The sequence below is a fragment of the Staphylococcus sp. SUC_1.2 genome (assembly GCF_026222585.1).
The window spans coordinates 1-13,025 of sequence record NZ_JANJPM010000005.1 but is presented as its reverse complement, the minus strand read 5'-3'; the positions used below and the strand labels follow the sequence as shown (position 1 = coordinate 13,025).

Genomic DNA, 13,025 nt, shown 5'->3' with positions numbered 1-13,025 from the left:
TTTATAGTATAATGAATCATAATCTATTCAAGAGGGTGAAAGATATGAAATGCCCAAAATGTAGTTCAACACATTCGCGTGTAGTTGATTCTAGACATGCGGATGATGCAAATGCAATTAGAAGAAGAAGAGAATGCGAAAATTGTGGTACTCGATTTACGACGTTCGAACATATAGAAGTAAGTCCATTAATTGTCGTAAAAAAAGATGGAACTCGAGAACAATTTTTAAGAGAGAAAATTTTAAATGGTCTTGTTAGATCTTGTGAAAAGAGACCAGTACGTTATCAACAATTAGAAGATATTACTAATAAAGTTGAATGGCAGCTACGTGATAGCGGACAAACTGAAATATCTTCGCGAGATATTGGTGAACATGTTATGAACCTGTTGATGCATGTCGATCAAGTTTCTTATGTGAGATTTGCTTCAGTTTATAAAGAGTTTAAAGATGTTGATCAATTGTTAGCATCAATGCAAGGTATCTTGAACGATAATAAACGGAGTGATCTATAAATGAGTTTACAATCGTATGAGTATGGTTTGAGTCCACATGACGGTTTTAAAGTGTATCGTCAGTTCCAATTTAATCATAATCATTTGGAAATACTTAATAGATTGTATATGCCATTAATTGGCGCGCAAGCGATAGGTACATATCACTTTATGAACCAATTCGTGAATAGTGATGACACATTAACGCATTACACAATAATGAATGAATTGAAAATGAATTTATCAGAATTTAGACAGTATATGGATTTATTGGAAGCAATCGGTTTATTTAAAACATATGTAAAGCATGATGAACGACAATCATTTTTTATTTACGAATTGATACAACCACCAACTGCCTATCAATTTTTTAATGATCCTATGTTATCAATTTATCTATATAACCAAGTCGATAAACAACGTTTTAAAAGCTTAAAAAATTATTTTAAAAAGCATGATTTTGATTTAAGTGGGTTTCAACAAGTAACTCGCAAGTTTACTGATGTTTTTAAAATTCCACACTCAAGCGTTACTATTGATGCTTCATCAATTAAAAAAGAAAAACCATATCATGGTATTGATTTATCCAATGTATCATTTGATTTTGAGATTTTAAAAGAAATGCTACGTCATCATTTTATTAGCGATGAAATTATAACTAAAGAAGCTAGAGATTTAATTGTTCAATTGGCTACATTGTATGGTTTAACAGAAGATGCTATGAAACGAATTATATTGAATTCTATTACAAGTAATCAACAATTATCATACGAAGAAATGAGAAAGCATGCACGTTCGTATTATTTAATTGAACATAATCAACAATTACCTGAATTAGAGCCTAAGGCAAGTAATCATAATGAAGTGAATAGTAACAATCAATCTGTGTCTTCAAGTCAACCAACTTCCAATGATGATTGGTTTCAATTGTTAGAGGAAACAAGTCCAGTAGATATGTTGGCGTCATGGTCAGAATCAGAACCAACATTTCAACAAAAGAAAATGATTGAAGAGTTAGTCGAAAGAGAAAAATTAAGCTTTGGTGTAATTAATATTCTTTTACAATTTGTAATGCTAAAAAATGAGATGAAACTACCTAAAACATATATTTTAGAAATCGCATCTAATTGGAAAAAATTAGGTATTAAGACTGCAAAAGAAGCATATAACTATGCGTTAAAAGCAAATGAATCAAAATCAGAATATAAAGGTAATGACCAACGTCAATCAAGAAAGCGTTATTCAAAATCACGTGAGATTGTATCTAGAGAAAAAACACCTAAATGGTTAAAAAATAGAGGTCAAGAAAAAACTGATAAAGAAACGACTAAAGAAGAACAAGAACAGTTTGAAAAGGAAAGAGCTGCGTTTCGTGAACAACTAAAACGCGATTGGGAGGAGGATTAAATGAAATCATTCAATAGTATTATCAAATCAAATGGCGATTTAGAAAAAAGAATTGCTAAAATTAAAAAACAAGTCGTTAACGATCCTGATGTTAAATCATTTTTAAATGAACATCAATCTGAATTGACCAATGAAATCATTGATAATGACTTAAATGTGTTGCAAGAGTATAAAGATCAACAAAAAAATTATGATGGGCATGATTATGAAAATTGTCCGAACTTTGTTAAGGGTCATGTTCCTGAATTATATATCGACAATAATAGAATTAAAATACGTTATAACATGTGCCCTTGCAAAATTAAACACGATGAAGAAAGATTTAATTCTCACTTAATCACATCACACCATATGCAACGTGATACATTAAACGCTAAGATGAAAGATATTTATGACACTGATTTGAACCGATTAGTTATTGCTAAAAATGTAAATGATATCTGTAAACAATTAGTTAATGGAGAAAATGTAAAAGGAATGTATATTCACGGCCCATTTGGAACAGGGAAATCATTTATTCTAGGTGCAATTGCCAATCAACTTAAAGCTAAAAGTGTTGCTTCTACGATTGTTTATTTACCTGAATATATTCGCACACTCAAAAGTGGTTTCAGAGATGGGAGTTATGAAACAAAGTTACAACGAATAAGAGAGGCAAATATATTAATGATAGATGATATAGGTGCGGAAGAAGTAACACCTTGGGTTAGAGATGAAGTAATTGGACCATTATTACACTATCGCATGGTTCAAGAACTACCAACGTTTTTCTCATCGAATTTAAATTTTGAAGAGCTAGAACATCATTTATCTATCACACGTGAAGGTGCGGAAGAAACAAAAGCCGCTAGAATTATTGAAAGAATTAAATCTTTATCAACGCCATATTATTTGGATGGTAAAAATTTAAGAAACAATTGAAATTTAAAATAACTATTGTATAATTAAGATAAATCTTAATCGTTGAAATAGTTGAAGATATGATAATTTAATCCATGTTATACAGCGAGCTAATGTATGATGAGAGATTAGCTAATAAATTAAATTATTACTCCTTCATCATTAGGTGTTGGTAATCAATGCCCGGCTCAAGACCGTTATCTTAAGTAGAGATATTTAGCTATTGCTAAATAACTAGGGTGGTACCACGACGAACTCGTCCCTTTTTTTAGGGGGCGAGTTTTTTATTTCAACGAAATTAGAATTTAATTGAAATTAGAATTTAATTATGGAGGTTTTCTAATGGATCAAATAAATGTTCAATTCCCAGATGGAAATTCGAAAGCGTTCGATAAAGGCATTACAACTGAAGAAATTGCACAATCAATTAGCCCTGGATTAAGAAAAAAAGCGGTTGCTGGTAAATTTAAAAATCAAATGGTCGATTTAACTAGACCGTTAGAAGAAGACGGTTCAATTGAAATTGTGACTCCAGGTAGTGATGAAGCGCTTGAAGTTTTACGTCATTCTACTGCCCATTTAATGGCCCAAGCTTTAAAACGTTTATATGGGGATGTTAAGTTTGGAGTTGGCCCTGTTATAGACGGTGGATTCTATTATGATTTTGATATGGATGAAAAGGTTTCGTCAGATGACTTTGAAAAAATTGAAAAAACGATGAAACAAATTGTTGATGAAAATCATAAAATTGAACGTAAAGTTGTATCAAGAGAAGAAGCTAAATCATTCTTCAAAGATGATCCTTATAAATTGGAATTAATAGACGCTATACCTGAAGATGAAAGTGTTACTTTGTATTCGCAAGGTGAATTTACTGATTTATGTCGTGGTGTACACGTTCCTTCAACTTCAAAAATCAAAGAATTTAAATTACTTTCAACTGCCGGTGCATATTGGCGTGGTGACAGCAATAACAAAATGTTACAGCGTATTTATGGTACAGCATTCTTTGATAAAAAAGATTTGAAAGCACATTTAGAGATGCTTGAAGAGCGTCGTGAGCGTGATCACCGTCGAATTGGTAAAGATTTAGAGCTATTCACTAATAATCAATTAGTAGGTGCAGGTCTTCCATTATGGTTGCCTAATGGTGCTACAATTCGTAGAGAAATTGAACGTTATATAGTTGATAAAGAGGTAAGTATGGGTTATGACCACGTATATACTCCAGTGTTAGCAAATGTTGAGTTATACAAAACTTCTGGACACTGGGATCATTATAGAGATGATATGTTCCCACCAATGAAATTAGATGAAACAGAAGAAATGGTATTACGACCTATGAATTGTCCACATCATATGATGGTCTATAATAATCGTCCTCATTCTTATCGTGAACTACCTATCCGTATTGCAGAATTAGGAACTATGCACAGATATGAAGCTAGTGGTGCTGTATCAGGATTACAACGTGTACGTGGAATGACATTAAACGATTCACACATATTTGTTAGACCTGATCAAATTAAAGATGAATTTAAACGTGTTGTTAACATGATTCAAGAAGTATATAGTGACTTTGGCTTTGAAGATTACACATTCAGATTAAGTTACAGAGATCCAGAAGATAAAGAGAAGTATATGGATGATGATGAAATGTGGAACAAAGCTGAAACTATGTTAAAAGAAGCAGTCGATGAAATGGGATTACCATATGTTGAAGCAATTGGTGAAGCGGCATTCTATGGTCCAAAACTAGATGTTCAAGTTAAGACTGCTATGGGTAAAGAAGAAACTTTATCAACTGCTCAAATTGATTTCTTATTGCCAGAACGTTTTGAACTAACATACATCGGTAGCGATGGTGAAAATCATCGTCCAGTAGTTATTCATCGTGGCGTAGTTTCAACTATGGAACGATTTGTAGCGTTCTTAACTGAAGAAACTAAGGGTGCATTCCCAACTTGGTTAGCACCTAAACAAGTTGAAATAATACCTGTTAATGTTGACTTACATTATGACTATGCTAGAAATTTACAAGATGAATTAAAATCACAAGGTGTACGTGTAGAAATTGATGACCGTAATGAAAAAATGGGGTACAAAATTCGTGAAGCACAAATGCAAAAAATACCTTATCAAATAGTTGTTGGTGATAAAGAAGTTGAAAACAATCAAGTCAATGTACGTAAATACGGCTCTCAAGATCAAGAAACAGTTGAAAAAGATGAATTTATTTGGAATTTAGTAGATGAAATTCGTTTGAAAAAACATAGATAGTATTGATAAAAATGATAGCTTAATGTATATTACTATATAGTTAATTAAAAAAAGAGTTAGAGGTTGCGTCTTTAATTAGTAACACTTCAGAAGTTATTAAGGAACGTATGTTGAAAGTGTGGAAGGTAAAGATGCCGAAATGAATGATACCCTTAATTATCATTTGTTGGGACAGTTATCGAATAGAAACTGTACTGTCACAATTTGTGATGTGCTACCGACATAGATTAAGCAGATGGTTGCATATCTAAAGGTATGCAACCATTTTTTTATGCTTTAAAGAATTATAAACTATTTGGAAGTATAATTTGAATGCGTTCATAATCATCGCATAACACAACAAAACTATTTTAGTTAGCCTCTACTGTAAGAAAGGGAGCTTCTATGAAAAAAGTCGAAAATCAAGATGATGGAATCAAAAGAGGACTGAAGGACCGCCATATTTCTATGATAGCAATGGGTGGTTGTATCGGTACCGGATTATTTATGACCTCTGGGGGAGCAATACACGATGCAGGGGCATTAGGTGCTTTAATTGCATATGCGATTATTGGAGCTATGGTATTCTTCCTCATGACATCTTTAGGTGAAATGGCAACGTATTTACCAGTGCCTGGTTCATTTAGTACTTACGCAACACGTTTTGTAGATCCATCTTTAGGATTTGCGCTAGGTTGGAACTATTGGTTTAACTGGGTTATTACAGTTGCAGCAGATGTAACCATTGCTGCACAAGTCATTCAATATTGGACACCTATGGCTGGTATTCCAGCATGGGTTTGGAGTTGTATATTCTTAGTTATTATATTCGCACTAAACTCTTTATCTGTTAGAGTTTATGGTGAAAGTGAATATTGGTTCGCTTTAATCAAAGTTGTAACAGTCATTATCTTTATCATTATTGGTCTTTTAACGATACTAGGTATTATGGGTGGAGAATTTGTAGGTTTCGAGACATTTACGAAAGGTGACGGACCAATTCTAGGTGGTAACTTAGGTGGAAGTTTATTATCAATTCTAGGCGTCTTCCTAGTTGCTGGATTCTCATTCCAAGGTACAGAGTTAATTGGTATTACAGCTGGAGAATCTGAAAATCCAGAACGCGCTGTACCTAAAGCTATTAAACAAGTATTCTGGAGAATATTATTATTCTACATATTAGCAATATTTGTTATAGGTATGTTAATCCCTTACGATAGTAATGCATTGATGGGTGGCGATGATAATATTGCTACTTCTCCATTTACACTCGTGTTTAAAAATGCTGGGTTAGCTTTTGCGGCATCATTTATGAATGCAGTTATTTTAACATCAGTTTTATCAGCAGGTAATTCAGGTATGTATGCATCAACACGAATGTTATATTCTATGAGTAAAGATAAATTAGCTTTCCATTCATTTGGTAAAACGAATAAATATGGTGTGCCATACTTATCTTTATTTGCGACAGCGATTTTAGTTGTTATTATTTTCTTAGTGCAAAAACTAAGTGGTGACGCATATGAATATATTGTTGCTGCAAGTGGTATGACAGGCTTTATCGCATGGGTAGGTATTGCAATTAGTCACTACAGATTTAGAAGAGCTTTCGAAAAACAACATCATAGTAAAAGGGAGTTGAAGTATAAAGCTAAATGGTTCCCATTCGGTCCTATATTCGCAGGCTTGCTCTGTGTGATTGTCATAATCGGGCAAGATGTTGATTTTATTAAAACAGGTCATTTCGATTTAAATCGCTTCATTATCACATATATGGGAATCCCAGTTTTCTTAGTATTCTTTATTTATCATAAATTGAGATATAAAACGAAGATAATTCCATTAGATAAAGTAGATTTAAGACAAGATGTTTCAATGGATGAAGTAAAACATCACTAATATTAAAATAATTGTTGACTTATATGATATACACTGATATGATAATTAACGTTGAATACGAAACGTACCAAGTAGAAACACCCGTTTCTCACCTGTAGCGACGCATCAAGCAGTTGGCAGGTTAATCATGTCACACATTATATGTGTATGAGAGAAGAGCGGGCATTCTATGCTCGCTCTTTTTGCTTGGAAAATTTCGTAAAATTTTGGGAGGTGTCAACCATAGCAAAAGATCAAACGCAAGTTAACGAAAAGATTCGCGCTAAAGAATTACGTTTAATTGGCCAAAATGGTGACCAAATTGGTGTTAAATCAAAACGAGAAGCAATAGAAATGGCTGAACATGTTGAATTAGATTTAGTAGTTGTAGCACCAAATGCTAAACCACCTGTTGCAAGAATTATGGATTATGGTAAATACAAATTCGAACAGCAGAAAAAAGAAAAAGAAATGAAAAAGAAACAAAAAGTTATCAATGTTAAAGAAATACGCCTAAGTCCAACTATTGAGGAACATGATTTCCAAACTAAGTTGAAAAATGGTCGTAAATTCTTATCTAAAGGCGATAAATGTAAAGTTTCTATTCGTTTCAGAGGTCGTGCAATCACTCATAAGGAAATTGGTCAGCGCGTATTAGAAAAATTCGCTGACGAATGTAAAGATATTGCCACTGTTGAACAGAAACCTAAAATGGAAGGGCGTCAAATGTTTATCATGTTAGCGCCTATTAACGAAAAATAATTCACTATTATTAGGAGGAAATGAATCATGCCAAAAATGAAAACTCACCGTGGAGCAGCTAAACGTGTTAAAAGAACTGGTTCAGGTCAATTAAAACGTTCAAGAGCTTTCACATCACACTTATTTGCAAATAAAAACACTAAACAAAAACGTAAATTACGTAAAGCTAAATTAGTTTCTAAAAGCGATATGAAACGAGTAAAACAATTATTAGCTTATAAAAAATAATTGTAATTGATAAATGTACGATAATTAATTGTTATATCTAAGGAGGAATTTAATATGCCACGAGTTAAAGGTGGAACAGTAACAAGAGCACGTCGTAAAAAAACGATTAAATTAGCTAAAGGTTACTTCGGTGCTAAACACACATTATATAAAGTAGCAAAACAACAAGTAATGAAATCAGGTCAATACGCTTTCCGTGACCGTCGTCAACGTAAACGTGATTTCCGTAAATTATGGATTACACGTATTAACGCAGCTGCACGTCAACATGACATGAGCTATTCAAGATTAATGAACGGCTTGAAAAAAGCTGACATCAATATTAACCGTAAAATGCTTTCTGAAGTTGCTATTTCAGATGAAAAAGCTTTCGCAGAGTTAGTTTCAAAAGCTAAAGAAGCTTTAAAATAATTGATTTATAAAAGATGACTTTGAAGTCATCTTTTTTTGTTTTCAAATAATTAAGAATTGAAATTATAAATCGTTAATGCACCTTTATTTGTTCTTTGGTGATCGAGTTTGATAAAATGCTAATTAAGAAATTATTGTAAGGAGAACACTATGTCTAAATATGATGAGCAAATTATAGTTGTACCAAGAGATATCCTTTTTGAACAAGAGTCAAATGCTTTTAACGGCTTTTTAACTAAAAATGATCCACAAGGTGAAGCGATATTTAATACTTTTTCTAATTATGAAGTTAAAAGACGTGGAGATATGGAAGAAGATCCTTCATATAAACAATTAATATCATATTGTCTTTTAGAAAATGAGAAAAATGAAATATTAGTATACAAAAGATTAAGTGGTGGTGGAGAGTCACGTTTACATGGTCAATCTTCTATCGGTGTAGGTGGACACATGAATGATGTGATTGGCGCAAATTCTGTAAATGAAGTTTTAAGGGTAAATGCTCAAAGAGAGCTAGAAGAAGAAGTCGGTTTATTAGAATCTAATTCTCAGAATTTGGAATATATAGGTTTTATAAATGATGATACAAACGATGTGGGTAAAGTACATATAGGTGTAGTTTTTAAAATTAAAGTTAACTCAAATGATATTGAAGTACGTGAAACAGATACATTAAAAATTCAATGGTTAGAAAAAGAGCGTATTGATAATTATGATGAATTTGAAACATGGAGTGCATTAATTTTAAAAGATTTATAGGAGGGATACAACATGTCAGACATCATCCCTTTTCCAAAACTACAACAAAAATTGTATAAAGATATTAAATCATCTCATAACAGTCAACATTACGAAACAGTATATCAATTAATTGAAGATTATGAAGCACAATTTGAACTAGATGAGACATTAGCCTTAATTAAATGTGATATGTTATATCATTTGAATTCGTTTTTGGAGTTAAGAGAAGAAGCTATTGTACTTTTAAAAAGAGGCATTCAAGCGTATGATGAGTTAATGTTATATTATATCAAGGCGTTAAATGGCTTAGGTCAGTATTATGAGTCTGTAAATGTTATCAATCAAATTATAGACGAAGTTCAAAGTCATAAAACAAGAATGGCGTTATTTCCATTAAAGGAATATGCTCAATCTCAACTCAATGAAGATAAACATATCACAAGTCAATCATTGGCTAAATTTAATACACTCAATTTGAATGAACAAATACAATTAGTTCTTAAATTAATTGATAATGGGCATTATGAATTTAAAGAAACTATAGCCTTTTTATTATCTAATGAGGTTGAGGCAGACAATTTAAAAAGTTTAATGTTAGAATTTTTAAGATTTGCTGGCTACAATACACCAATTAATATTAACAAGATGAATTATTCAGTTAACGTTATTCCTAATGAGCTTAATGGTTTGGAACATACTGAACTTAAAACTCAAGTAATTCCTCGAGTAATTGATAAGCTAGAAAATGGAGCACTCAATATCATTGATGAAGCAATACATACCATGAATAATCATGCTATATTACTATATCCACTTAATGTATTCGATTTATACACTTGTGATGATTGGATTACTGGTTATGATGTTTACTTTAAATCAATGATTGGTATACAAACTAATGAAGATAGTTTAAAAATATTAAATTTTATTAATAGTCTTGATGGTCAAATTTGAGCAAATTATTTTATATTGTTAAATTAATTCGTTAAAGTTAGATTATTGAATTTTAAAAGTGTTTTAAGCCCTATAAAAGACTGTTTGTGTCCGTATAGGACGTGTGCTATAATAGGGAAGTTGAAAAAATAAAAATGTAATCATGGAGGTATTTATACATGACAGCAACTTGGGAAAAAAAGGAAGGTAACGAAGGATTATTAAAAGTTACAGTTCCAGCAGAAAAAGTAGACAAAGCATTAGATCAAGCATTTAAAAAAGTAGTTAAACAAATTAACGTGCCTGGTTTCCGTAAAGGTAAAGTGCCTCGTCCTATCTTTGAACAACGTTTCGGTGTAGAAGCATTATATCAAGATGCAGTAGATATTCTATTACCTGAAGCATATGGTGAAGCTATTGATGAAACTGGAATCAATCCAGTAGCTCAACCAGAAATTAATGTTACACAAATTGAAAAAGGTAAAGATTTTGAATTTGAAGCTACTGTAACTGTTGAACCTGAAGTTCAATTAGGTGATTACAAAGGTTTAGAAATAGAAAAACAAGATTCAGAATTAACTGATGAAGATTTACAAGAAGCAATTGACCACAGCCTAGGACACCTAGCTGATATGGTAGTTAAAGAAGATGGTGCTGTTGAAAATGGAGATACAGTAAACATTGACTTTGATGGCTATGTTGATGGCGAGCAATTTGAAGGTGGACAAGCAGATGGTTATGATCTTGAAATTGGCTCAGGCTCATTTATTCCTGGATTTGAAGATCAATTGGTAGGCGTTAAAACAGGTGAAGAAAAAGATGTAGTTGTAACTTTCCCTGAAGAATATCATGCTGAAGAATTAGCTGGCAAAAAAGCTACTTTCAAAACTAAAGTAAATGAAATTAAATATAAAGAAGTACCTGAATTAGATGATGAAATTGCAAATGAATTAGATTCAGATGCTAACAGTGTTGATGAGTACAAAGAAAACTTACGCAAACGTTTATCAGAACAAAAAGCTGAGGAAGCTGAAAATGTTGAAAAAGAAGAAGCAATTAATAAAGCAACTGATAATGCTACAATCGATATTCCTCAAGCAATGATTGACACTGAATTAGATCGTATGGTTCAAGAATTTGGTCAAAGAATCCAACAACAAGGATTAGATTTACAAACTTACTTCCAAATTTCAGGTCAAGATGAATCTCAATTAAGAGAACAAATGAAAGATGATGCAGAACAACGCATTAAAACAAACTTAACACTTTCAGCTATTGCCGATAAAGAAAATATTGAAGCAAATGATGAAGATATCGATAAAGAATTAGAAAAAATGAGTAAACAATTTAATATCTCAGTTGAAGATATTAAAAATACTTTAGGTAATACTGACATTATTAAAAATGATGTACGTATCCAAAAAGTAATTGACTTACTTAGAGACAATGCTAAATACGTTGAATCTACTAAAGAAGATAAATAATAATTCATTGTTAAATTAATAATTAAAATTTAAAGTAGCAGGTGCATCAATATATGTAACCTGCTACTCTATGTTTTAAGCATTTTAGTTGTTAACCATGAATTTGCATTGTAGAATGCTATCTAGTATAGTCGTTTAAGAATAGAGGTGTAAATGAATGTTTAAATTCAATGAAGATGAAGAAAATTTAAAATGTTCTTTCTGTGGTAAGGACCAAGACCAAGTTAAGAAATTAGTCGCAGGAAGTGGCGTATATATCTGTAATGAGTGTATCGAACTATGTTCAGAAATTGTAGAAGAAGAGTTAGCTCAAACGACTTCTGAAGAATTTACTGAACTGCCTACACCGAAAGAAATTATGGATCATTTAAATGAATATGTTATTGGTCAAGAAAAAGCTAAAAAATCTTTAGCAGTTGCAGTATATAATCACTATAAACGTATCCAACAATTAGGACCTAATGAATATGAAGTTGAGTTACAAAAAAGTAATATTGCGTTAATAGGACCAACTGGTAGCGGTAAAACACTATTAGCACAAACATTAGCTAAAACTTTAAACGTTCCATTTGCTATTGCAGATGCTACAAGTTTAACTGAAGCAGGTTACGTTGGTGACGATGTAGAAAATATTTTATTACGATTAATTCAAGCAGCTGACTTCGATATTGATAAAGCTGAAAAAGGTATTATCTATGTTGATGAAATTGATAAGATTGCTAGAAAATCTGAAAACACATCAATTACACGTGATGTATCTGGTGAAGGTGTTCAACAAGCCTTACTTAAAATTTTGGAGGGAACGACTGCAAGTGTGCCTCCACAAGGTGGACGTAAACATCCAAACCAAGAATTAATACAAATTGATACAACAAATATCTTATTCATTCTAGGTGGTGCGTTTGATGGCATCGATGAAGTAATTAAACGTCGCTTAGGAGAAAAAGTGATTGGATTTGCAAGTAATGAAGCGGATAAATACGATGAAGAAGCATTGTTAGAACAAATTCGCCCAGAAGACTTACAATCATATGGTTTAATACCTGAGTTTATTGGTCGTGTGCCAATAGTTGCTAACTTAGAAACATTAGATGTAGAAGCGCTTAAAAACATTTTAACGCAACCTAAGAACGCTTTAGTAAAACAATATACTAAAATGTTAGAACTTGATAATGTTGAGTTAGAATTTACCGAAGAAGCATTAGCTGCGGTAAGTGAGAAAGCTATTGAGCGTAAAACAGGAGCACGTGGATTACGTTCTATCATTGAAGAAGCATTAATCGATATTATGTATGATGTTCCTTCATCAGAAGACGTAACTAAAGTTGTTATTACTGATAAAACAATTAATGATGAAGTTGACCCAGAATTATACGATTCTGAAGGTAACTTATTGAATGATAGTAAAACATCAGCATAATTAAGTTTGAGTACGCTTTGTAAAGATTGCGCCGAACAGTTGAAATAATTTTAAGATTTTATAAACAATTAAAGTTGGAGTGGAACATCGAATTCTATTTGAATTCTG

At 32.1% G+C, this 13,025-nt stretch carries 12 protein-coding genes, 1 riboswitch and 1 other annotated feature; all 12 genes read left to right on the top strand.

From position 1 onward, the window contains the following. Positions 1-44 precede the first annotated feature (44 nt). The 12 genes from nrdR (at position 45) to clpX (ending at position 12,917) form a co-directional block, all read left to right on the top strand. On the top strand, positions 45-515 hold the full coding sequence (gene nrdR, locus NR218_RS02805) for a transcriptional regulator NrdR (protein ID WP_011275538.1): 471 nt from the start codon (positions 45-47) through the stop codon (positions 513-515). Next, on the top strand, positions 516-1,901 hold the full coding sequence (locus NR218_RS02800; RefSeq protein ID WP_011275539.1) for a replication initiation and membrane attachment family protein: 1,386 nt from the start codon (positions 516-518) through the stop codon (positions 1,899-1,901). Then, entirely contained in the window at positions 1,902-2,822 is a 921-nt protein-coding gene (gene dnaI, locus NR218_RS02795) for a primosomal protein DnaI (RefSeq protein WP_011275540.1), read from the top strand. It begins immediately after the preceding gene. 321 nt (positions 2,823-3,143) lie between these two features. Continuing rightward, positions 3,144-5,081, top strand: coding sequence for a threonine--tRNA ligase (thrS, locus tag NR218_RS02790; RefSeq protein ID WP_011275541.1), 1,938 nt, complete (start codon positions 3,144-3,146; stop codon positions 5,079-5,081). Between the two features lie 49 nt (positions 5,082-5,130). After that, a riboswitch (Lysine riboswitch) is annotated at positions 5,131-5,306 on the top strand. 159 nt (positions 5,307-5,465) lie between these two features. Beyond that, the gene (locus NR218_RS02785) at positions 5,466-6,959 is read left to right on the top strand and encodes an amino acid permease (RefSeq protein WP_011275543.1); all 1,494 of its coding nucleotides are present in this window, start codon (positions 5,466-5,468) and stop codon (positions 6,957-6,959) included. Positions 6,960-7,022: 63 nt separating this feature from the next. Next, positions 7,023-7,150 (top strand) — a sequence feature (ribosomal protein L20 leader region). 22 nt (positions 7,151-7,172) lie between these two features. After that, positions 7,173-7,700, top strand: a complete 528-nt coding sequence (gene infC, locus NR218_RS02780) for a translation initiation factor IF-3 (RefSeq protein ID WP_237450731.1) — start codon at positions 7,173-7,175, stop codon at positions 7,698-7,700. 27 nt (positions 7,701-7,727) lie between these two features. Next, positions 7,728-7,928: a 50S ribosomal protein L35 gene (gene rpmI, locus NR218_RS02775; RefSeq protein ID WP_002448990.1), complete on the top strand. Its 201-nt coding sequence runs from the start codon at positions 7,728-7,730 to the stop codon at positions 7,926-7,928. 54 nt (positions 7,929-7,982) lie between these two features. Further along, the gene (gene rplT / locus NR218_RS02770) at positions 7,983-8,339 is read left to right on the top strand and encodes a 50S ribosomal protein L20 (protein ID WP_011275545.1); all 357 of its coding nucleotides are present in this window, start codon (positions 7,983-7,985) and stop codon (positions 8,337-8,339) included. A gap of 150 nt (positions 8,340-8,489) precedes the next feature. Further along, positions 8,490-9,098 carry an NUDIX domain-containing protein gene (locus NR218_RS02765; RefSeq protein ID WP_011275546.1) on the top strand — a complete coding sequence of 203 codons (609 nt, stop codon included), beginning with the start codon at positions 8,490-8,492 and terminating at the stop codon, positions 9,096-9,098. Positions 9,099-9,110: 12 nt separating this feature from the next. Then, positions 9,111-10,034: a hypothetical protein gene (locus tag NR218_RS02760; protein ID WP_011275547.1), complete on the top strand. Its 924-nt coding sequence runs from the start codon at positions 9,111-9,113 to the stop codon at positions 10,032-10,034. Positions 10,035-10,192: 158 nt separating this feature from the next. Next, entirely contained in the window at positions 10,193-11,497 is a 1,305-nt protein-coding gene (tig, locus tag NR218_RS02755; RefSeq protein WP_011275548.1) for a trigger factor, read from the top strand. A 157-nt stretch (positions 11,498-11,654) separates the two neighbouring features. Beyond that, a complete protein-coding gene (clpX, locus tag NR218_RS02750) occupies positions 11,655-12,917 on the top strand; it encodes an ATP-dependent Clp protease ATP-binding subunit ClpX (protein WP_265848378.1) in 1,263 nt (420 codons plus the stop codon). Positions 12,918-13,025: the final 108 nt, after the last annotated feature.